The 20,614-nt window shown below is 69.6% G+C and carries 20 protein-coding genes; 10 read left to right on the plus strand and 10 right to left on the minus strand.

Translation table 11 applies throughout. The features are described 5' to 3' along the window. Positions 1-8: 8 nt before the first annotated feature. Complete coding sequence (locus A3IC_RS0135860) at positions 9-2,375, minus strand: transglycosylase domain-containing protein (RefSeq protein WP_079026889.1); 2,367 nt, start codon at positions 2,373-2,375, stop codon at positions 9-11. 369 nt (positions 2,376-2,744) lie between these two features. On the opposite strand from A3IC_RS0135860, the gene A3IC_RS58440 reads away from it, so the two are divergent. Further along, the gene (locus A3IC_RS58440; protein ID WP_020554910.1) at positions 2,745-3,059 is read left to right on the plus strand and encodes a WhiB family transcriptional regulator; all 315 of its coding nucleotides are present in this window, start codon (positions 2,745-2,747) and stop codon (positions 3,057-3,059) included. Between the two features lie 184 nt (positions 3,060-3,243). Here the strand turns inward: A3IC_RS58440 and bagB are convergent, their stop codons facing one another. From bagB to A3IC_RS0135885, 4 genes are all read right to left on the minus strand, one after another. After that, the gene (bagB, locus tag A3IC_RS0135870; protein ID WP_020554911.1) at positions 3,244-4,422 is read right to left on the minus strand and encodes an ATPase BagB; all 1,179 of its coding nucleotides are present in this window, start codon (positions 4,420-4,422) and stop codon (positions 3,244-3,246) included. Beyond that, positions 4,419-5,492, minus strand: a complete 1,074-nt coding sequence (gene bagA / locus A3IC_RS0135875; RefSeq protein ID WP_020554912.1) for an ATPase BagA — start codon at positions 5,490-5,492, stop codon at positions 4,419-4,421. Before bagA ends, bagB begins: the two co-directional genes overlap by 4 nt. Before the next feature lie 148 nt (positions 5,493-5,640). Continuing rightward, positions 5,641-6,936 (minus strand): kynureninase, encoded by a 1,296-nt coding sequence (gene kynU, locus A3IC_RS0135880; protein WP_020554913.1) that lies wholly within the window; start codon positions 6,934-6,936, stop codon positions 5,641-5,643. Between the two features lie 23 nt (positions 6,937-6,959). After that, on the minus strand, positions 6,960-7,835 hold the full coding sequence (locus A3IC_RS0135885) for a tryptophan 2,3-dioxygenase (protein WP_020554914.1): 876 nt from the start codon (positions 7,833-7,835) through the stop codon (positions 6,960-6,962). A gap of 180 nt (positions 7,836-8,015) precedes the next feature. Between A3IC_RS0135885 and A3IC_RS0135890 the strand changes: the two genes are divergently transcribed. The 5 genes from A3IC_RS0135890 (at position 8,016) to A3IC_RS0135910 (ending at position 11,024) form a co-directional block, all read left to right on the plus strand. Further along, the gene (locus A3IC_RS0135890) at positions 8,016-8,468 is read left to right on the plus strand and encodes an Lrp/AsnC family transcriptional regulator (RefSeq protein WP_020554915.1); all 453 of its coding nucleotides are present in this window, start codon (positions 8,016-8,018) and stop codon (positions 8,466-8,468) included. Between the two features lie 11 nt (positions 8,469-8,479). Further along, positions 8,480-8,653: a Sp36 family protein gene (sp36, locus tag A3IC_RS69805; RefSeq protein ID WP_020554916.1), complete on the plus strand. Its 174-nt coding sequence runs from the start codon at positions 8,480-8,482 to the stop codon at positions 8,651-8,653. Next, positions 8,650-9,117 carry a RidA family protein gene (locus A3IC_RS0135900; protein ID WP_020554917.1) on the plus strand — a complete coding sequence of 156 codons (468 nt, stop codon included), beginning with the start codon at positions 8,650-8,652 and terminating at the stop codon, positions 9,115-9,117. The genes sp36 and A3IC_RS0135900 overlap by 4 nt, the downstream gene beginning before the upstream one ends. A gap of 124 nt (positions 9,118-9,241) precedes the next feature. After that, positions 9,242-10,108: an NUDIX hydrolase gene (locus tag A3IC_RS0135905; RefSeq protein ID WP_020554918.1), complete on the plus strand. Its 867-nt coding sequence runs from the start codon at positions 9,242-9,244 to the stop codon at positions 10,106-10,108. Between the two features lie 91 nt (positions 10,109-10,199). Continuing rightward, positions 10,200-11,024: an MBL fold metallo-hydrolase gene (locus A3IC_RS0135910; RefSeq protein WP_026219130.1), complete on the plus strand. Its 825-nt coding sequence runs from the start codon at positions 10,200-10,202 to the stop codon at positions 11,022-11,024. Positions 11,025-11,088: 64 nt separating this feature from the next. Here the strand turns inward: A3IC_RS0135910 and A3IC_RS0135915 are convergent, their stop codons facing one another. Further along, positions 11,089-11,763 (minus strand): Crp/Fnr family transcriptional regulator, encoded by a 675-nt coding sequence (locus tag A3IC_RS0135915; RefSeq protein WP_020554920.1) that lies wholly within the window; start codon positions 11,761-11,763, stop codon positions 11,089-11,091. Between the two features lie 217 nt (positions 11,764-11,980). Here A3IC_RS0135915 and nth point away from each other — a divergent pair, with 217 nt between their 5' ends. The 4 genes from nth (at position 11,981) to A3IC_RS0135935 (ending at position 15,676) form a co-directional block, all read left to right on the plus strand. Then, positions 11,981-12,853 carry an endonuclease III gene (nth, locus tag A3IC_RS58445; RefSeq protein WP_106669107.1) on the plus strand — a complete coding sequence of 291 codons (873 nt, stop codon included), beginning with the start codon at positions 11,981-11,983 and terminating at the stop codon, positions 12,851-12,853. Then, complete coding sequence (locus A3IC_RS0135925) at positions 12,850-13,584, plus strand: NUDIX hydrolase (RefSeq protein ID WP_020554922.1); 735 nt, start codon at positions 12,850-12,852, stop codon at positions 13,582-13,584. The genes nth and A3IC_RS0135925 overlap by 4 nt, the downstream gene beginning before the upstream one ends. A 144-nt stretch (positions 13,585-13,728) precedes the next feature. Next, the gene (locus tag A3IC_RS0135930) at positions 13,729-14,913 is read left to right on the plus strand and encodes a MarP family serine protease (RefSeq protein ID WP_020554923.1); all 1,185 of its coding nucleotides are present in this window, start codon (positions 13,729-13,731) and stop codon (positions 14,911-14,913) included. 76 nt (positions 14,914-14,989) lie between these two features. Further along, on the plus strand, positions 14,990-15,676 hold the full coding sequence (locus tag A3IC_RS0135935) for a metal-dependent hydrolase (protein ID WP_026219131.1): 687 nt from the start codon (positions 14,990-14,992) through the stop codon (positions 15,674-15,676). 479 nt (positions 15,677-16,155) lie between these two features. Here A3IC_RS0135935 and A3IC_RS0135945 read toward each other — a convergent pair whose 3' ends face one another. From A3IC_RS0135945 to A3IC_RS58450, 4 genes are all read right to left on the minus strand, one after another. Further along, a complete protein-coding gene (locus A3IC_RS0135945; RefSeq protein WP_020554926.1) occupies positions 16,156-17,076 on the minus strand; it encodes an alpha/beta fold hydrolase in 921 nt (306 codons plus the stop codon). A gap of 72 nt (positions 17,077-17,148) precedes the next feature. Further along, positions 17,149-17,568 carry a phage holin family protein gene (locus tag A3IC_RS0135950; protein WP_020554927.1) on the minus strand — a complete coding sequence of 140 codons (420 nt, stop codon included), beginning with the start codon at positions 17,566-17,568 and terminating at the stop codon, positions 17,149-17,151. A gap of 110 nt (positions 17,569-17,678) precedes the next feature. Next, positions 17,679-19,001: a Na+/H+ antiporter NhaA gene (gene nhaA / locus A3IC_RS0135955; protein ID WP_079026890.1), complete on the minus strand. Its 1,323-nt coding sequence runs from the start codon at positions 18,999-19,001 to the stop codon at positions 17,679-17,681. Between the two features lie 272 nt (positions 19,002-19,273). After that, on the minus strand, positions 19,274-20,557 hold the full coding sequence (locus tag A3IC_RS58450) for a polysaccharide deacetylase family protein (RefSeq protein WP_425387378.1): 1,284 nt from the start codon (positions 20,555-20,557) through the stop codon (positions 19,274-19,276). Positions 20,558-20,614: the final 57 nt, after the last annotated feature.

Genomic DNA, 20,614 nt, shown 5'->3' on the forward strand with positions numbered 1-20,614 from the left:
ACCGGTGGTCAGCCGTCGTCACCGAACCCACCGAACCCACCATCCCCCGGCCCGCCCCCGATCGGCGGCGGCCACGAATGGCCCGGCGGTCGTGAAGTCTGCGGCGGCTTGGTGTTGCCGCCCCCACCGGGCGGCGTCGTGTTCGTCGGCACGGTCGGCAGAGTCCACGGCGGTCGGGTGTTGGTGCCGCCCGTGGGCGGCCGGTTCTGATCCCGGTCCCGCGGCTTGCCGTCCGTCGGCTTCTTGTTCGGGTCCGGCTTCGACGGGATCGTGCCCGAGGGCGGGTCGACGAACTTCGGCGAGTCCACACCCTTGAGCGCGCCGTTCATGGCGCTCTTCCAGATCGGCCCCGGTACCTGCCCGCCGTAGACCTTGTCGTGCGTGACGCCGGCGATGGTGATGTCGAACATCTTGACGTCGTCCTTGGCGCCGCCGACCCACACCGCCGTGGACATGTTCGGCGTGTAGCCGACGAACCAGGCGGCCTTGCGGTTGTCGGTGGTGCCGGTCTTGCCCGCGTTGTCGCGATCCTTGAGGCCGGCCTGGGTGCCGGTGCCGTCCTCGACCACACCTTCGAGCAGGGCGTTTATCGTGTCCGCGGTGCTCTGCTTCATCACCTGCTTGCAGCCCGCCTGGGGGACGGGCAACTTGGTGCCGTCGAGCTTGGTCACCTCGGTGACCGCGACCGGCGCGCAGTAGACGCCGCGACTGGCGAACGCCGCGTACGCGGCGGCCATGTTCATCGGCGCCACCGTGTTGGAGCCGAGCGTCATGCTGCCCACCTGCTGGAGCGCCTTGCCGTCGCCCGAGTGCACTCCGAGCTGATCCGCCAGCGTCGCGATCGGACACAGTCCCACGTCCTTGGACAACAGGACGAAGTAGGTGTTGATCGACTTCTCCAGCGCCGTCTGCATGTTCCAGGTGCCGACCTCGCTCGTGCTCTCGTTGTTCACCTTGAAGGACGGGTCCGGTGAGGTCGGCTTGTCACACGTGCGGAACTTCTCCTTCCGCATGTCCATCTGGGCCTCGGTCGAATACTCCTGGTCGACCTTCATCCCGTTCTCCAGCGCCGCCGCGGCGGTTATCGGCTTGAACGTCGACCCGGTCTGGAAGCCGTACGTCGAGCCGCCCATGGAGTGGTCGACCGAGTAGTTGAGCGTGGTCTCGTAGTCGCCGAAGCCGTATGGCCGGCTCTGCGCCATCGCCTTGATCCTGCCGGAGCCCGGCTCGACCATCACGACCGCGTCGGCGACCGGGTCCTTTTGGAGTACGCCCTTGGTCGCGGCGGTGTAGGCCGCCTTCTGGGCCTTTCGGTCCAACGTGGTGGTGATCCGCAGACCACCCTCACGCCACAACTTGTCGCGTTCCTCCCGATTCGCGCCGAACACCGAGTCGTTCTTGACCACCCGTTCGACGTAGTCACAGAAGAACGCGGCACCGTCGATCTGGTCGGCGGTGATGCAACCGTTGGGCAGTGGCTGGGTCTTCAGGTTCAGTTCGGTGGCCTTGGCCGCGTCGGCCTCGACCTGCGAGATGACGTTCACCTCGACCATGCGCTGCAACACGATGTTGCGGCGTTCCCGGGCGGCCTTCGGATAGCCGATCGGGTCGAACGCCGAGGGAGCCTGCACGACGCCGGCCAGCGTGGCCGACTCGGTCAGGGTCAGATCCTTGGCGTGCTTGCTGAAGTAGCGCTGCGACGCGGCTTCCACGCCGTACGCCTGGCGGCCGAAGAAGGTGATGTTGAGATACCTGGTCAGGATCTCGTCCTTGGACAGCCGCTGTTCCAGGCCGATCGCGTACTTCAGTTCCTTGATCTTGCGGGAGATCTCCTGGGCCTGTGCCTTGGCCACCTTGGCCGGGTCGTTGCCGGCCTCCTCCACGAAGATGTTCTTCACGTACTGCTGGGTGAGGCTGGACCCGCCCTGCTTGGATCCGGCGCCACCCGACTGCTGATTGCGCATCAGGGCGCGCAGGGTGCCCTTGAGGTCGATCGGACCGTGCTCGTAGAAGCGCGAGTCCTCGATCGCCACGATCGCCTGACGCATGATCGGTGAGATCTGGTCGAAGTTCACCAGGATGCGATACCGGTCGTAGACCATCGCGAGCTGGTTGCCCTCGGAGTCGAGGATGTACGACGGCTGCGACAGGAACGGTTGATCCAGGTCCCCGGGCAGGTCGTCGAAGTTTTCCGACGCCGCCTTCGCGGTCAGGCCGAAGCCACCCACGAACGGCAGCGCGATTCCCGCGACCAGGGCACCGGCGAGGATGCTCGCACCCACGAAGGCGGCGAACCGGCCCACGAAGCCCAGTGGGGATCGTGGACGGGTCGAGCCGCGTTTCGGGCGGGCCGAGCCGGAGGAAGTTCGGGCCATGGGCGACAGCCTACGTGGCCAAACACCCTACGCGGTGAAGGGACTTCGCTTAAGCTGGCGGAGCAGCCGGGGGATCCGTATCAGTAGGCATTTCACTCTTTAGAGTGAATATGGCCGGGTACCAGGTCCCACCGCCGAGCATCGTGCCGTCGACGTGCCTCCTTCTGAGTGAAGCCGTGACCGGAAACGCAAGAGCATTCACCCGGACGGGTGGGTCCATATTTGCGCATAGTCCTTCCGGGCCATCGATGACTGCCCGCGCAGGGGCTGTTGCGCGTGCCCAGGGTTTCGTACCGTCCTGCTTGGCGTCGGGAATTCCCGTCGCCGCCGTTGGGGGAGCCTCGAAAATCGGGAGAGGACGGCACCAGCATGAGCTGGGTTACCGACTGGAGCACGCAGGCCGCCTGCCGGAGTACCGATCCGGATGAGCTGTTCGTGCAGGGGGCGGCGCAGAATCGCGCCAAGGCAGTGTGCACCGGGTGTCCGGTCCGCACCGAGTGCCTGGCGGACGCGCTGGACAACCGAGTGGAGTTCGGCGTCTGGGGCGGCATGACCGAGCGGGAGCGGCGCGCGCTGCTGCGCCGCCGGCCGATGATCACCTCGTGGCGTCGGCTGCTGGAGACCGCGCGCGAGGAGTACGAGCGCGACATCCACGGAGACGAGGAGTTTCGGGTCGCCGGCTGAGCACGCTGCGCGCTGAACACGTGTCGGCAGCCGAACGCCACCGCGTACGAATGTCACCACCCGTCGGGGCCGGGAGTCAGGCCCGGGTCCCGGCGGGGCGGCGGCGGATCCGCTGCCGGCGGCTCGCCGTCGAGCGGGTGCGAACGCGTCCCGCCGATCGGCGGCTCGCGGTCGAACCGCGCGGTCAGCCCGTGCCCAGGCTTTCGCCGATCACCCGCAGCCCGTCCAGGTCGTGCACGTCACCGGGCAACGCCGGGACCTCGGCCACCCACACCTCGGGGTGGATCGAAGTGAAGCGGGTACGCATCCGCTCCTCCCGGTCGATTACCCGCAGCCGCTCGGCGTGCAGCGTGAGCAGCCCCGCGACCAGGCGCAGGTCGGCGGGACGCGACGCGGACCCGTCCGGCTCACCGCCGGCCTCCTCGGCCGATTCGGCCTGTTCGGTCAGCGCCTCGGCCGCGGCCAGGCTGCGCTCCGCGGACAGACGGCCCGCCCGGGTGGCGTGCACGCGGTTGAGCACCAGGCCGGCCAGCGGCATGCGCTCGGTGCCCAGTCGGTCGACGAAGTACGCGGCCTCACGCAGCGCGTCCTTCTCCGGTGCGGCGACCACCAGGAACGAGGTGCCTCGTGCCTGGAGCAGCTTGTAGGTCGCGTCGGCACGCTTGCGGAAGCCGCCGAACGTGGTGTCGAGCGCGGCCACGAAGGTCTGGATGTCGGTCAGCAGATGGGTGCCGACCACCTTGCTCAGCGCGCCGGTCATCAGTCCCATGCCCGCGGACAGGAACTTGAGCGCGCCGCGCCCGCCGACCTTGGCGGGAGCCGAGAGTATGCGGATCAGCCGGCCGTCCAGGAACGAGCCCAAGCGCTGGGGGGCGTCGAGGAAGTCGAGCGCGGACCGGCTCGGCGGGGTGTCCACCACGATCAGGTCCCACTCGCCGGTCGCGTGCAACTGGCCCAGCTTCTCCATCGCCATGTATTCCTGCGTGCCGGCGAAGCTGGAGGACAACGACTGGTAGAACGGGTTGTCCAGGATCTGCTGCGCGCGCTCGGGATCGGCGTGCTGTTCGACGATCTCGTCGAACGTGCGCTTCATGTCGAGCATCATCGCGTGCAGGCTGCCGCCCTTGGTCTCGTCGACGTCGACGACCCGGCGGGGCGTGTTGTCCAACTCGGTCAGGCCCATCGACTGGGCGAGCCGGCGCGCGGGGTCGATGGTCAACACCACCACGTTCCGACCGCGTTCGGCCGCGCGCAGCCCCAGCGCCGCGGCCGTGGTGGTCTTGCCGACGCCGCCGGAGCCGCAGCACACCAGGATGCGGGTGCCCGGGTCGTCGATCAGCTCGTCGATCTCCAGCCTGTTCATGCCATCCCCTGCTCGCGCAGCGCTTCGGCGAGACGGTACAGACCGCCCAGGTCCATCCCGTCGGCCAACAGCGGCAGTTCGTAGACCGGCAGGTCCAGGCCGCGGACCAGGGCACGGCCCGTGCTCTCCAACTCGATCCGGCTCGCGTGCTCGTCGGCCTCGGCCAGCAGCGAGGAGATCAGCGGCCGGGTGGGCTTGATGCCGCCGGCGACCAGCCCCGCCTCCAGCAGCTCGGGGGTCAGCCGCTGTCCGGTGTCGCTCTCGTCCTCGGCCTGGAGCGGCGGCCGGGCCATGTTGATCACCACGCCGCCGGCGGGCAGGCCCGACTGGCGCAATTCGGTGACGCCGTCCACGGTTTCCTGGACCGGCATCTCCTCCAGCAGGGTGACCAGGTGGACCGCGGTCTGCGGCGAGCGGATCACCCCCATCACCGCCTCGGCCTGGGTGTGGATCGGGCCGAATTTGGCCAGCCCGGCCACCTCGGTGTTGACGTTGAGGAAGCGCGCGATCCGGCCGGTGGGCGGCGCGTCCATCACCACCGCGTCGTAGGCGAACCGCCCGTGTGTGCGGCGGCGGGCCGACTCGCACGCCTTGCCGGTCAACAACACGTCGCGCAGGCCCGGCGCGATGGTGGTCGCGAAGTCGATCGCCCCGAGCTTCTTCAGGCCCTTTCCGGCCCGGCCCAGGTGGTAGAACATGTCGAGATATTCGAGCAGCGCCTCTTCCGGGTCGATCGCGAGCGCGTACACCTCGCCGCCGCCCGGGGCGACCGCGATCTTGCGGTCCTCGTAGGGCAGATGCGGGCAGTCGAAGAGTTGCGCGATGCCCTGGCGCCCCTCCACCTCGACCAGCAGGGTGCGCCGCCCACCCGAGGCCAGCGCCAACGCCAGTGCGGCGGCCACGGTGGTCTTGCCGGTGCCGCCCTTGCCGCTGACCACGTGCAGGCGCACGCCCTCCCAATCGGCGTTGCCGTCGGTCGTGCGTGCGCCTGTCGTCGAGGTGTTCACGGCGTCCGTCCAGCGGGTGCGGCCGGGCCGTTCGGCGCGACGGTCGTCTCGGGTGGTCGGCATGCCCGGATCCCTGCCCTCGAAGGCTTGCGCCATACGGCCGCAGCCGAGGCGTTACCGGATCCGTGTGACCGCGCACCCAAACTCACGAGTCGAGCCTAACCACCCGGTCCCCGCCGGGTCGGAGGTGATCCCCCAGTGGTGACCCGCGTCACGTCACCGTCGCCCGAACGGCGTAGCGCGCGTCCCGGTACGCGCCCGTCTCCAAAATGTCGCCGAGGATGCGCACGGACTCGACCACATCGGCGTAGCCGACGTAGAGCGGGTTGAAGCCGAAGCGCAGCACGTCCGGCGGTCGGACGTCGCCGATCACACCCCGATCGATCAGCGCCGCCATCACCGCGTGCGGCTCCGGGTGGCACACCGCGACCTGGCTGCCGCGCCGGGCGTGTTCGAGCGGGGTCAGCGTCTGCAGGCCCAGATCGGTGACACACGCGATGAACAGGTCGGTCAGCGCCAGGCCCTTGGCCCGTACGTCCGTCATCGACACGCCCTCGTAGGCGCCCAGCGCTGCTTCGAGCGCGAGCATCGACAACAGCGGCGGGGTGCCGATCCGGGCCCGCTCGATGCCCGGCGCGGGCGTGTAGCCGGCCTCCATCCCGAACGGGTTCGCGTGCCCGTGCCAGCCGGTCAGCGCGGGCGCGAAGTCGGCGATGTGCCGCTCGGCCACGTAGACGAACGCCGGTGCGCCGGGTCCGCCGGAGAGGTACTTGTAGCCGCAGCCGACGGCGAGGTCGACGTCGTGCGCGTCCAGGTCGATCGGGAAGGCGCCGGCCGAGTGGCACACGTCCCACAGCGCCAGCGCGCCGGCGGCGTGCGCGGCGGCGGTCAGGCCGGGCAGGTCGCGCAGTTCGCCGCTGCGGTAGTCGACGTGGTTGTACGCGATCACCGCGATCGCCGCGCCGTCCGCGCGCAGTACCTCCTCGACCTCGCCGACCGGGACGCGGCGCACCTCGGCGCCGAGCAGCTTCGCGATCGAGTCGGCCAGGTAGAGGTCGGTGGGGAAGCTGTCCGGGTCGGCCAGCACCACGCTCCGGCCCGGACGCAGCCGCAACGCACCGGCTACGGCATTGAAGATCTGCACCGACGTCGAGTCGCCGCACACCACCCGACCGGGCGCGGCGCCGATCAACGCGCCGATCCGGTCACCGATCCGGGCGGGCGCGCCCCACCAGTCGTTGGCGTTCCACGAACGGATCAGGTCGGTGCCCCACTGGCGGTGCACCGCGTCGTTCAGCGCCTCGGGCACGGCGGCCGGCAGCGCGCCGAGCGAATTGCCGTCGAGGTAGATCACGCCGGCCGGCAGCAGGAATCGCTCGCGCACGTGCGCCAGCGGGTCGGCGGCATCCAGCTTCGCGGCTTCGGTGGCCCGATCGGCCGCGAGGCGACCGGTCGGGAATTGGCCTGACGAATCGTCAGTGACCGTGTTCGACAAGGAATCGGACATGCTTCACCCATCTTTCGATGAACTCAGACCTTCGATGGTTCGACCAAGGTGCGCATGGTCCACAACTCGGGAAAAACGCGCACGCGTACGGTCTGCTCCAACCAAGACGCTCCGGCCGAGCCACCTGTGCCCGGCCGATTTCCCAGCGCTCGCAGTGTGGCGGCCAGATGCCGCTCACGCCAGCGTGTCCAGCGCTCGGAGATGTCGGTGAGCACCTCGCCGAGTTCGACCAGGTCGGGCACCGCGTCGGTGTACGCGCGCGCCCACGCCCGCTCGACGGCCTCGCACGGCAGGTGGGGCCGGCCGGGGTCCGTGTCCTGCCCCGCGGTGTACAGACCGCGGTGGGCGAGCACGCCCAGCGCGTGGTCGTACAGGCTCGGCGCACGCAACGAGCGGGTCAACTCGGCGTGCACCTTCGGGGAGCCGGCGTAGGGCCGCAGCACGCCCGCCCGCTTGATGCCGAGCAGGAACTCCAGGTGCCGGTACAGGTGCGACTGGAAGCCGGACGCCTCGCCGAGCGCTTCGCGGAACGCGCCGAACTCGCCGGGGGTGAGCGTGGCCAGCAGGTCCCACGTGGACACCAGCACGTCCAACTCGTGGGTGCTGCGCCGCAGCGTGCCGATCGCGCCGGGCACGTCGTCCGCGTCCAGCCGCTCGCCCGCGATCGTCCATTCGTGCCGCAACAGGGCGAACAGCAGTTCCATCACCTGGGAGGAGATCAGGAAGGACAACTCGGCGGGCACGTCGGTGCGGGTGCGCTGGAGGGAGAGCAGGCGGTCCAGTTGCACGTAGTCCGCGTAGGGCGGCGCGGCCGCGCCGGCGAAGTCCTGGTGCGGCCCGGCCATCGGGCACACGCCGTCCGCCGGATCGGCTCGGGGCGTTCGTTCGTCGACCGTCATCGCAGACCACCTCTCCGGCCCGTCCCGCCGGTGTGCCGGAAGGGCCGGTCGGGGAGTGCCCATATGGAATCGTGCGACCATTCGGTTGGGAATGGGCGTCGAGCATCGGAAGGGCCGGTTCGGTTTACGCTCGAAACGTATCGGAGGCCATCTCCTCACGATCGTCAATGGAGGGTGCGCATGGACGCGATCGACCGCAGATTGCTCGCCGAGTTGCAGCGCGACGCCCGGGTCTCGCTCAACGAGTTGTCCCGGCGGATCAACCTCTCCGCGCCCGCGGTGGCCACCCGGGTGCGCCGGCTCGAACACGCCGGCGTGATCACCGGCTACCACGCGCACGTCGACCCGGCGGCGGCCGGCCGCGGCGTGGTGGCGCTGGTCCGGATGAATTGTTACGGCCCCGGCTGCCTGCTGCGCCGGGACGCGGACACCGTGCGCGAATGGCCGGAGGTGCTCCAGGTGCACCGGGTCACCGGTGACGCGTGCTGCCTGCTGATGGTCGCGGTCGCCACCATGGCGGATTTCCAGGTCCTGATCGACCGGCTCGCCGAGCACGGGAAACCGTCCAGCACGATGGTGTTGTCCTCGCCGGTGGCGTGGCGCCCCGTCGAACCGCCCGACGTGTCCGTCTAAAGTCTGCACACATGACGAAGTGGGAATACGTGACCGTCCCCCTGCTGGTGCATGCGACCAAGCAGATCCTGGACAACTGGGGCGACGACGGCTGGGAGCTGGTGCAGGTGGTGCCGGGTCCCAACCCGGAGAGCCTGGTGGCCTACATGAAGCGCGCGAAGCAGAAGCAGGTGACGGCCGAGTGAGCGAGGTACACCCCGAACAGCGGATCACCGAGCTGGGTCTGACCCTGCCCGGTGTGGTGCCCCCGGTCGCCGCCTACGTGCCGGCGATCCGCACCGGCAACTACATCCACACCTCCGGCCAGTTGCCGATGATCGAGGGCAAGCTGCCCGCGACCGGCAAGGTCGGCGCCGAGGTCACCGCCGAGGAGGCCAAGCAGCTCGCCCGCCAGTGCGCGCTGAACGCGCTCGCCGCGGTCAAGGCCGAGCTCGGCGACCTGTCGCTGGTGCGCCGGGTGGTCAAGGTGGTCGGGTTCGTGGCCAGCGCCCCGGACTTCACCGGTCAGCCCGGTGTCATCAACGGTGCCAGCGAACTGCTGGGCGAGGTCTTCGGCGAGGCCGGGCGGCACGCCCGCAGCGCGGTCGGCGTGGCCGTGCTGCCGCTGGACGCCCCGGTCGAGGTGGAGATCCTCGTCGAGGTGGTCTGAGCGGATCGTCGATTCGGCCGGCGTGATGATCGGACCCGACCCCTTTCGGGTCGGGTCCGATCGTTTTCGGGGGCGAGGGATGGAACTTGACTCGGTCAGGCGTACGATCCGGCGCATGGCCGATATGGGGAGTACGCAAGCCGGGAACGCCCAGCCGGGCATGCCCGCGTCCTGGGCCGAGCGGGCCCGCGCGATCATCGCCGGCGAGGCCGAGCCGGTCGCCCCGCGCCGTGCGGCGACGGTGGTGCTGCTGCGCGACCGGCCCAAGGGCGCCGAGGCGTACCTGCTCCGCCGGCACACCACGATGAAGTTCGCGGCCGGGATGTACGCGTTCCCCGGCGGCGGCGTCGACCCGCGGGACGCGGACCACTCGGTGGCCTGGGCCGGACCCGAGCCCGACGCGTGGGCGAAGCGCCTGGGCACCGGCGTCGCCGAGGCCCGCGCGATCGTCTGCGCGGCCGTCCGCGAGACCTTCGAGGAATCCGGCGTGCTGCTCGCCGGGCCCGACCCGACCACGATCGTCTCCGACACCACCGGCGCGGACTGGGAGGCGGACCGCGCGGCGCTGGTGGCCCGCGAGCAGACGCTGACCGAGTTCCTGGAGCGCCGCGACCTGGTGCTGCGCTCCGATCTGCTGGGCGCGTGGGCGCGCTGGATCACCCCCGAGTTCGAGGACCGGCGCTACGACACGTGGTTCTTCGTCGCGGCCCTGCCCACCGGCCAGCGCACCCGGGACGTCTCCGGCGAGGCCGACCGGGTCACCTGGGCCCGGCCCGCCGACGCGCTGGAGCAGCACCGGGCGCAGCACATGGCGATGTTGCCGCCCACCATCGACACGCTGCGCCACTTGGCGGAGCTCGCCGATCCCGCGGCGGCCCTGGCCGCCGCGGCGGACCGGGAGATCACCCCGATCATGGCGCAGGGCCGTTTCGAGGGAGACCGCCTCGTGCTCGAATGGCCCGGCATCGCGGACCCGTTCGGCCTGCGCTGAGGCTCCGCCGACGCCCCGGGGCGATCCGCGGTCATCCGCCGGATCGCTCCCGGGCAACGAGGTACAGGCACTGAGGTACAGGATGGCGACCATGAACGCACAGCCCCTGCCCGGCAACCCCCGCGCGAGCATCGGTGGGCCCGCGAGCCCCCGGGTGACCTGTCTGCTCGCGCCCAACCCGAGCGCGATGTCGTTGGACGGCACCAACACGTGGATCGTGGCCGAACCCGGCGCGGACACCGCCGTGGTGATCGACCCGGGCCCCGACGACGAGGGCCACCTGCGCGCGATCGTCGCCGCGGTCGAGGCGGAGGGCCGCCGGGTGGGCCGGATCCTGCTCACCCACGGCCACCCCGACCACTCGGCCGGCGTGGCCGGCCTCAAGGCGCTCACCAACGCCGTCGTGCACGCGGTGGACCCGCAGTGGCGCTACGGCGGCGAGGGCCTGACGGACGGCTTGGTGATCGACGACGGCGGGCTGGATCTGCGGGTGCTGGCCACGCCCGGCCATTCGGGTGACTCGGTGTGCTTCGTGGTCGCCGCGGACCGCTTCGTGATCACCGGCGACACCGTGCTCGGCCGCGGCACCACTGTGGTCGCGCACCCCGACGGCCGACTCGGCGACTACCTGGACTCGCTGCGCCGGCTGCGCGCGCTCGCCGAATCCGGCGAGATCACCGCCGTACTGCCCGCGCACGGCCCGATCCTGGACGATTCGGCCGGCGTGCTCGACTTCTACCTGGCGCACCGGGCGGCCCGGCTGGCCCAGGTGCGGGACGCGGTCGCAGCCGGCGACAAGAGCGCCCAGGACGTGGTCGAACGGGTCTACGCGGACGTGGACCGAGGACTGTGGTGGGCCGCGGAGATGTCGGTCCGGGCCCAGCTGGACTACCTGGCCGAGCACCCGGACGCCTGAAGCGGATACCGCAACGACGCGGGGCCCGCCGTCGGCGGGCCCCGCGTCGTGTGTTCGCGTCGTGCTACCGGGAGCGGCGCGACAACCGCTCGACGTCCATCAGGACCACCGCACGCGCCTCCAGGCGCAGCCAACCCCGGCTCGCGAAGTCGGCCAGCGCCTTGTTGACCGTCTCCCGCGAGGCGCCGACCAGCTGGGCCAGCTCCTCCTGGGTGAGGTCGTGCGCGACGTGGATGCCCTCGTCGGCCGGCACCCCGAATCGGCGGGACAGGTCCAGCAGGGCCTTGGCCACCCGGCCGGGGACGTCGGAGAAGACCAGGTCGCCCAGGCTCTCGTTGGTCCGCCGCAGCCGACGGGCTATCGCCCGAAGGAGTGCCGCGGCGACCTTGGGCCGACCGGTCAGCCAGGGCTGCAGGTCGGAGTGGCCCAGGCCGAGCAGCCGCACGTCGGTGAGCGCGGTCGCGGTCGCCGTTCGCGGTCCGGGGTCGAACAACGACAGCTCGCCGAACATCTCGCCCGGGCCGAGCACCGCGAGCATGTTCTCGCGACCGTCGTTGGAGCTGCGGTGCAGCTTGATCTTGCCCTCGATCACCACGTACAGGCGGTCACCCGGGTCACCCTCGTGGAAGAGCGAGTCCCCGCGCTCGAGCGCGACCTCCGTCATGGAGGCCCGCAGCTCGGCGGCGTCCTCATCTTCGAGCGCCGCGAACAGCGGAGCCCGCTGCAAAACGTCGTCCACGAGGTTCCTCCTAGGCCGGCCTGGTCGACACCAATGAAGCCGAGCGGTCAAACAGTGCGATCGGTCACAGTCTGACGCACCGGTACCCGCAATCATCACGCGGGGTGGCCTGGATCACGAACGGGCGGATCCACAGTAACCGGACATGTCGCTCCTGTGATCGAGCGTGTGCGGACTGCTCGACCGTAGTCTCCGCACTTCTGCGTACTCTGGCCGGGTGTCGAGCAACGTGACGGAGCCCGCACCGCGCAGGTCGCGGGCTGCCGCGAAGGTCGTGAAGGCCACAAAAGCCGTGAAGGGCGAGTCCCATCTCGCTCTGGTGCGCCGTGCGCGCCGGATCAATCGCGAGCTGGGTGAGATATACCCGGGTGCGCACTGCGAACTCGACTACGGCGACGCGTTCCAGCTCCTGGTCGCGGTGGTGTTGTCCGCGCAGACCACCGACCGACGGGTCAACACGGTCACCCCGGCGCTGTTCGCCCGCTTCCCCGACGCGGCCGCGATCGCCGCCGCGGAGCCGGCCGAGCTGGAGGCGATCATTCAGCCGACCGGGTTCTTCCGAGCCAAGACGCGCTCGGTCCAGGGCCTGGCCCAGGCGCTCCTGGAGCGCTACGACGGCGAGGTACCGGGAAAGCTCGCCGACCTGGTCACCCTGCCGGGGGTGGGACGCAAGACCGCCCACGTGGTGCTCGGCGAGGTCTTCGACGTCCCCGGCATCACCGTCGACACGCACTTCGGCCGGCTGGCCCGGCGTTTCGGCTGGACCACGGACGAGGATCCGGTCAAGGTCGAGAAGGAGGTCGGGGCGCTGTTCTTGCGCAAGGACCTGACCCTGCTCTCGCACCGGGTGATCTTCCACGGCCGTCGGGTGTGCCACGCCCGCCGCCCGGCCTGCGGGGCGTGTGCGATCGCACCGCTGTGTCCGGCGTACGGCGAGGGCGAGACGGATCCGATCAAGGCCAAGGCGCTGCTCAAGTACGAGATGGCCGGGCAGCCCGGCCAACGGCTCAAGCCGCCGCCCGGACCGGTGCTCGCGGTGCCGGTCGAGGCGGCGGAGAACGCACTGAAAGACGAGGGGGACGCCGGGTGACTCAGACCGGGACCGGGATTCAGACCTGGGCCGAAGCCGATCTGCCGGAATGGCTGCGCCCGGTCGCGCGCGCCGCCGAGTCGATCAGCCCCGAGCAACTGAGCCGCTTCCTGCCCCCGGCCGAGGGCGGTCGACGCTCCGCGGTACTGATGTTGTTCGGCGAGGGGCCCGACGGCCCGGACCTGCTGCTGCTGCAGCGCGCCGCGACGCTGCGCTCGCACGCGGGCCAGCCCGCGTTCCCCGGCGGCTCGGTGGACCCGGGCGACGACGGCCCGGAGGGGACCGCGCTGCGCGAGGCGCAGGAGGAGGTCGGGCTCGACCCCGCCGGCGTGCGGATCTTCGGCCGGCTGCCCGATCTGTACATCCCGGTGAGCGACTTCGTGGTCACCCCCGTGCTCGCGTGGTGGCACCGCGAGAGCGAGGTGGCGCCCGGCGCGCCCGAGGAGGTCGCGCGCGTTCTGCGGGTATCGATCGCCGATCTCGCCGATCCGGCCAACCGGGCCCGGCTGCGTCATCCCGGCGGCCACCTGGGCCCGGCGTTCCTGGTGCACGATCTGGTGGTCTGGGGCTTCACCGCGGGGCTGATCGACCGGGTGCTGCACTACACCGGTTGGGAACGGCCGTGGGACGACCGGCGCGAGGTGACCCTGTCCGAGACCGAGAGCCGGTTGGCCCGGCGCGGCTTCGACCGCTACGAGGAGACCGCCTCCGAGCCCGAGGTCCGGGACTGAACCGGGACGCGGCCGTCGGCTCGCTGCCGCATCCGGGCTGGGCTGACGGAGCATCAATACCGGCTCTGTACAGCTGTGTCACCGGTGTTCGACGAACCGGCACGGCGGCGGACAGCGCGGGCTCGTACATGAGAACGTGAGCGCGTGAATGTCCTGGACCTGTTGCTGCTCGCCGCCGCGGTGGCCTTCGCCATCTCCGGATACCGGCAGGGCTTCATCGTCGGTGTGCTCTCGTTCCTGGGCTTCATCGGCGGCGGCGTGTTGGGCATGTGGCTCGTGCCGTCGTTGCTCAACCGCTTCGAGCCGGGTCTGGGTCCCTCGATCGCCGCGATCTGCGTCGTGCTCGTGCTGGCCACCGCGTTCCAGGCGTTGACCACCGCGGCGGGCAACCGGCTGCGCCGACAGCTCACTTGGCGGCCCGCGCGACTGGTGGACGCGGCCGGCGGCTCGATCGTGAGCGTGTGTGCGCTGTTGATCGTGGTGTGGCTGATCGGCTCGTCGGTCGCGGGTGCCTCGATGCCCACCGTCTCGCGCGAGGTGCGCTCGTCCCAGGTGCTGGGCGGGGTGCAGAAGGTGTTGCCGCAGGGTGCCGACACCTGGTTCTCCTCGTTCGGCAACCTGCTCGACCGCAACGGCTTCCCGCAGGTCTTCAGTCCGTTCGTGCGCGAGGACATCCCGCAGGTCCCGCCGCCGGACCCCAAGCTGTTGTCGATGCCCGCCGTCCAGGACACCCGGGACAGCATCGTCAAGATCGTCGGCACCGCGAAGAGCTGCGGAAAGGTGATCGAGGGCTCCGGCTTCGTCTACGCCCCGCAGCGGGTGATGACGAACGCCCACGTCGTCGGCGGCGTCAAGAAGCCGACCGTGCAGATCGGCGGCGAGGGGCGCGAGTACCAGGCCGAGGTCGTGCTCTACGACTGGAAGCGCGACATCGCGGTGCTCAAGGTGCCCGGCCTCAAGGCCACCCCGTTGCAGTTCGAACCGAAAGTGGAGAGCGGCGCGGACGCGATCGTGGTCGGCTTCCCGGAGAACGGCGCCTTCCACGTCGAGCCCGCCCGGGTGCGGGCCCGGATCCAGGCCGGCGGACCGGACATCTACAAGCGCGGCACGGTCAGTCGCGACGTGTACTCGCTGTACGCCAAGGTCCGCCAGGGCAATTCCGGCGGACCGCTGATCTCGCCGGGCGGCAAGGTCGCCGGGGTGATCTTCGCCAAGTCGCTCGACGACGAGTCCACCGGCTACGCGCTCACCGTCGAGGAGGTCCGCGCCGACGCCGAGGCCGGCGCGGTCGGCGATCGTCCGGTGGACACCCAGAGTTGCGCCATGTGACGCATGCTCGACGCCTGTTCGGGCAGACGTGCGAACAGCGCCGCGACGTGTGGCGACGGCAGAGCGAGGTGGGGGAATGCTCGGGCATTCGCACGCGGTAAGTGGGGCACTGGTGTTCGCCGCGACGGCGCCCATCCTGCCGCAACACCTGTGGCACAACCACCTGTCGGGGTCCGAGATCGTGATCGGCACGCTCCTGACCGCGGGCGCGGCGCTCCTGCCCGACCTCGATCACCACAACGGCACGATCGCCAACTTCCTCGGCCCGTTCTCGCGCGCACTGTGCTCGGGTGTGGCGAAGGTGTCCGGCGGGCATCGGCAGGCGACCCACTCGATCGCCTTCGTGGTGCTGGCGGGGCTGTTGACCTGGCAGGGCGTGGAGCACCTGGGTCGGCCGTTCACCCTCACGATGGTCTTCCTGCTGCTCGCGTTGGCGCTGCGGGCGCTGAACCTGTGCCCGCCGGGCAAGGGCCTGGCGTCCTGGATCACCATCATCGCGCTCGCCGGCGGCGGCACGGCCGTGGTCGACCACTGGATGCCGTCGGCTCCCGACTGGCTGCCCATGGTGATCGTGCTCGGCTGCGTCGCACACCTGCTCGGCGACTTCCTCACCAAGAAGGGGATACCGCTGCTCTGGCCGCTGGGCACCCGCTTCGAAGTGGCGATCGTCAGCCGGACCGGAAATCGCATGGAGACGCTCGTCCTGGTGCCGGTGATGATGATCGCCACGGTCGGCCTTTTGTGGTTCGGCGCATTCGCCTGAAAACGAAAAGGCGGAATCGATCGGTGAATGCGAAGAACTCACCCGCCGGAAAGCGGTACCGCGACGCGGCCCGGTGTCGAGCCGCGTCGAGGCGTCAGCGCGGGAAGCGCAGCCGCAGTGTCAGCCAACGTGCGCGTCGGCGCAATATCCCCATCAGCCCCGGGACATGCTCCCCCCGGTCGGCAACCGCGCCGACCGGCGCCCCTCGCGTGTGGTCGAACCCGTGAGTGCCAGTGGTGCCGATCTCAACCATGAGGGTCTCTGCCGTCTCCGACCGGGTGTCCCCGGCCCCCGCCGCCATGCTCGGAGCGTTGTACGTCCGGCTCATACGGAGGCGCCTACCCGGGGCGCCGACGGCGTAATCGCCCCGCTTTCGCGGGGTGGAAATGCCTACCGGGCGCCGTCGAGTCGATCTGTACGGAAGTGTCGGATATACCCGGCAAGATTGCACAAGTAAAGACCGAGACCATTGTGGAACTTCAGCGCTCGGGTTCCGGATCCTTCAGCCAGCCCAGAAGTTCCTCGGTGAACATCGCGGGTTGTTCCTCCTGCGGGAAGTGGCCCACACCGTCGAGCAGCCGCCATCGGTAGGGCGCCTCCACGTAGCGCCCGGAGCCGGCCGCGGTGCGGGGCAGGATCACCGGGTCCAGGGCACCGTGCAGATGCAGCGTGGGCACCTCGACGGGGGCCTTCATCCGGGCCGAGTACTGAATCCCGTCCGGACGCGGGATCGAGCGGATCAGCCAGCGGTAGTGCTCCGCCGCGCAGTGCGCCGTGCCGGGCACGAGCATCGCCTGCCGGTAGCGGGCGATCGACTCGTCGGCTGGCCGGCCCGGCGCCGACCACGCGCGCAGCATGTCGCCGACCATCGCCGCACCGTCGCGGATCAACTGCCGCTCGGGCACCCACGGCCGCTGGAAGCCGAAGATGTGCGAACTCGCCGCCACCTGATGCCGATCGGTCAGCAGCGCGCCGCGCAGCCGCCGGGGGTGCGGCATCGACACCGCGACCAGTCGGCGCACCACCTTGGGCCGCAACACCGCGGCGGTCCAGCCCAGGTAGGCGCCCAGATCGTGGCCGACCACGATGGCGTCCGGCTCGCCCAGCGAGCGGATCACCCCGGTCACGTCCAGGGCCAGGGTGATCGGATCGTAGCCACGCGGGGTGCGGTCGCTGCCGCCGTAACCGCGCAGATCCAGGGCGACCGCGCGGTAACCGGCGCGGGCCAGCACCGGCATCTGATGCCGCCAGGTCCACCAGAACTGCGGGAAACCGTGCAGCAAGAGCACGACCGGGCCCTCGCCCATCTCGGCGATGTGGAACCGCGCGCCGTTGGCGGCGATGTCGCGGTGCGTCCAGGGCCCGGCCACATTGACCACGGTGCTCTCGGGAACCGTCATGCCGAGCAGCGTCGCACACTCGCGATCGCACTCCTGTTTCCGCCGCCGGTTCGGGCGACCCGCGCCCCCGGGTCAGCCGACGTTCTTCAGCGTGCTGACGGTGTCCCGGGTCGTGGTGATCGTCCGCTCCGGCGCCCGAACCTTCTTGAACGACTTGATGCCGTAGAACGCGAGAGCCACCGCGAGCAGGAGATAGAAGCCGCCGACGATCAGGAAGCTCCACGCCACGCCGAGACCGAGGGCGTGGATTCCGTAAACGATCGCGAAGCTCAGGAAGACGAACGCGAACACGCCCACGAAGGCCGCCGCGCCGAACGCGCCGCCGCCCTTCGCGACGTTGACCGCGCTGATCTTGACCTCGCTCTTGGCGAGTGCGATCTCACTGCGCACCAGCGTGGACATGTCGCGGCTGGCCGACGAGAACAACTCGCCGAGGGATCGTTGTGCGTCGACGGGCACGTCCTGGGCCGGGGACCTGTCGGTGCCTGCCATGGTCACTCCTCGTGCGGGTTTGGATAATCCGACCCCGATCATGCCCTGCTGCGGCGATACGTATCCACTGGGGCGCGTCGTACGAGTGTTTCGGATGGGAAACGGAGCAGTCAGGAGTGTCCGAGCTTGTCGTCGCGGAGTCGATCCGCGTCCGCTCGATAGATGTCCGGAATGCCGTCGCCGTCGTCGTCGCGATTCTCCTCGGCGCACACCCGGGCGTAGGTGTTGTTCCTTATCCGCAGCACGATCGAGGCCGCGCCGGCCGCCAGTACCGAGCCCACCAGCACCGCGGCCTTGGCCTGTTCGGTCAGCTCCGGGTCGTCGGTGAAGGCGAGTTCGCCGATCAGCAGGGACACCGTGAAGCCGATGCCGGCCAGCATCGACATGCCGAACACGTCCCACCACGCGAGGTCGTCGCTGAGTTGGGCGCGGGTGAACCGGGCGACCAGCCAGGTGCCCGCGAAGATGCCGACCACCTTGCCCGCGATCAGGCCGATCATGATGCCGAGCGTGGGTCGCCCGGTGAACACGTCGGCGAGTACCGGGCCGGAGACCGCGACGCCTGCGGACAACAGCGCGAAGATCGGCACCGCGAGCCCCGCGGAGACGGGCCGCACCAGGTGTTCCACGTGCTCGGCCGGCGAGGTCCGCTCGTCGCGGTCGGGAACCACGCGCATCAACAGGCCCATCGCGACGCCCGCGACCGTGGCGTGTACCCCGCTTTCGTGCATCAGCGCCCAGATCACCAGGGCGAGCGGTACGTACCACCACCAGCCGCGCACCCGAAAGCGTTGGAGCAGGGCGAAGACCACGAGCAGGGCGAACGCGGCGGCCAGGGCGAGGAAGTTCACCGAATCGGTGAAGAAGATCGCGATGATCAAGATCGCGCCGAGGTCGTCGACCACCGCGAGCGTCAGCAGGAAGGAACGCAACGCCGAGGGCAGATTGGTGCCGATCACCGCGAGAACGGCCAGCGCGAAGGCGATGTCGGTGGCGGTGGGGATCGCCCAGCCGTCGAGCGAGCCGCCGCCCGCGTTCACCGCGAAGTAGAACAGCGCGGGTGTGAGCATCCCGCACGCGGCGGCCACCACCGGCAGCACCGCCTGGGCCGGGTTGCGCAGGTCGCCGACCACGAGTTCGCGCTTGAGTTCGATGCCGGCCACGAAGAAGAACACCGCGAGCAGCCCGTCCGCGGCCCAAGTGTCCAGCGACAGATGCAGGTTGAGTGCCTCGGGGCCGATCCGGAAGTCGCGCAGGTCGTGATAAGCGTTGCTCCACCCCGTGTTCGCCCAGATCACCGCGACCACCGCCGCGATCAGCAACAGCGCGCCGCCCACTGTTTCGGTGCGCAGCGCGTCGGCGATGAAATTCCGCTCGGCCAAAGTGGACGGACGCCGAAAGAACTTGTTGCGTGGTGCGGACTCGGCACCCACGGGACCTCCAGGTCGGCTGCGGCTCGCAGGCGTATACCGCCCCGCGAAAACGACAAAACAGCGCCGACCAGACTTCCCGGCATGCCTCCCGAGGGGAGACCCATGAGGGGGTGGTGAAATCCAACCCCGATCGCCGTAAGTATATCGATAATGCGCGCGACCTCGCGGAGTCGATCGTACGGATACCGCAGGCGCACACGCGCAACGCAAGAGCCCCGTACCGAAGGGACCTTCGGTACGGGGCTCGGCAACGGCGGTGTCCGGCCGATCGCTCAGTCCTGGCGGCGCGGCAGCACCGCGTGCTCCGGGGCGGAGAGGGCGCGGGACGCGGCGGGCTTGTTCGGGGACTGCGCGGAAGCGGTGATGATCGCGTTCCAGTCGGGCACGTTCTGGCCCACGCCCAGACCCTGCAGCTTGGTGATCACCGCGGGGTCCTGGCCTTCGAGCCAGTCGGTGAGCTGACGGAACGTCACACAGCGCACGTCGGCCTTCGTGCAGACCGAGGTCACCGTGTCCCGGACGGCATTCATGTAGATGCCGCCGTTCCAGTCCTCGAAGTGATTACCGATGAACAACGGCGCGCGGTTGGTGGTATAGGCGCGCTGGAATCCGTTCATGTAGAACTCGTGGGCTTCCTTCTCCCACGCTTCCTTCTTGGACGGGTCGTACTTCCCGTGCAGGGCTTCCTGCTCGTACATGATGTTGTAGTCCATGGAGAGCTGCGACTTGTTCGGGCTTCCCGGCCACGGCAGCGACTGGAGCGGGAAGTCCCAAATGCCGGTCTCCTTGCCGCGCTTGGGCCACACCTGGAGACCGCCGGGGGAACTCGCGTCGTAGCGGAATCCCATTTCCTTGCCGGCCCGCATCAGATTCGACTGGCCCTCCAGGCACGGGGCCCGGCCGCCTATGAGTTCCTTGCCCGGCGCGTAGTCGAACGGCAGCGGCGGAAGGTCGGCGTACCCGGTGTTGGTCTTCCAGTTCTGGACGAACTTGACCGCCTGTTCGGTTTCGTTCTTCCAGTCCGCGGGGCTCCAGCTCTTGCCGCTCGTGGCGCTGTTGCAGAAGTGCCCGTTGAAGTGCGTGCCGATCTCGTTGCCCTTGAGCCAGACCTCACGCATCTGGATGATCGTGTTGCGCACTGTTTCGTCCGACATGAAGTTGATGTCGGACGCGCCGGCGGCGTGCTTCGGGCCGGTGTACATGGCCTTCTTCGTCTTCGGGAGCACATATATGCCGCTCAGGAAGTACGTCATCTGAGCCTTGTTCGCCTCGGACAGCTTCGAGAATTCCGAGACCAGCTTGTTTCCGTCCTCGGCCGCACCATCCCAGGAGAACACGACGAACTGCGGCGGCTTCTCACCCGGCTTGAGTTTCTCCACCTTGGGCTGGTTCGGCTGGGGGCCGGTATCGGCGGTCGAGCCGTCGCCGATCGGCTTGACCGGACCTCTCGGTTTGTCCGATTCCTTGCCCGGAGTGCTCGGGTTTCCGTTGCCGGGGTTCTTTGCAGAGGAGTTACCGGAATCTTTCCCGTCCTTTGCGAAAACCACGAAACCGATAGCGGCCAGGACTGCGACAACGACGAGCACCGCAGCGCCGCGGACAGTTCGCACAGT

Origin of the sequence: Embleya scabrispora DSM 41855 (assembly GCF_000372745.1) — a bacterium.
GTDB classification, from domain to species: domain Bacteria; phylum Actinomycetota; class Actinomycetes; order Streptomycetales; family Streptomycetaceae; genus Embleya; species Embleya scabrispora.

Excerpts from the sequence above, each read along its gene's own strand:
- A3IC_RS0135860 (WP_079026889.1), bottom strand. The coding sequence starts at position 2,375 with ATGGCCCGAACTTCCTCCGGCTCGGCCCGCCCGAAACGCGGCTCGACC.
- A3IC_RS58440 (WP_020554910.1), top strand. The coding sequence starts at position 2,745 with ATGAGCTGGGTTACCGACTGGAGCACGCAGGCCGCCTGCCGGAGTACC.
- bagB (WP_020554911.1), bottom strand. The coding sequence starts at position 4,422 with ATGAACAGGCTGGAGATCGACGAGCTGATCGACGACCCGGGCACCCGC.
- bagA (WP_020554912.1), bottom strand. The coding sequence starts at position 5,492 with ATGCCGACCACCCGAGACGACCGTCGCGCCGAACGGCCCGGCCGCACC.
- kynU (WP_020554913.1), bottom strand. The coding sequence starts at position 6,936 with ATGTCCGATTCCTTGTCGAACACGGTCACTGACGATTCGTCAGGCCAA.
- A3IC_RS0135885 (WP_020554914.1), bottom strand. The coding sequence starts at position 7,835 with ATGACGGTCGACGAACGAACGCCCCGAGCCGATCCGGCGGACGGCGTG.
- A3IC_RS0135890 (WP_020554915.1), top strand. The coding sequence starts at position 8,016 with ATGGACGCGATCGACCGCAGATTGCTCGCCGAGTTGCAGCGCGACGCC.
- sp36 (WP_020554916.1), top strand. The coding sequence starts at position 8,480 with ATGACGAAGTGGGAATACGTGACCGTCCCCCTGCTGGTGCATGCGACC.
- A3IC_RS0135905 (WP_020554918.1), top strand. The coding sequence starts at position 9,242 with ATGGGGAGTACGCAAGCCGGGAACGCCCAGCCGGGCATGCCCGCGTCC.
- A3IC_RS0135910 (WP_026219130.1), top strand. The coding sequence starts at position 10,200 with ATGAACGCACAGCCCCTGCCCGGCAACCCCCGCGCGAGCATCGGTGGG.
- A3IC_RS0135935 (WP_026219131.1), top strand. The coding sequence starts at position 14,990 with ATGCTCGGGCATTCGCACGCGGTAAGTGGGGCACTGGTGTTCGCCGCG.
- A3IC_RS0135945 (WP_020554926.1), bottom strand. The coding sequence starts at position 17,076 with ATGACGGTTCCCGAGAGCACCGTGGTCAATGTGGCCGGGCCCTGGACG.
- A3IC_RS0135950 (WP_020554927.1), bottom strand. The coding sequence starts at position 17,568 with ATGGCAGGCACCGACAGGTCCCCGGCCCAGGACGTGCCCGTCGACGCA.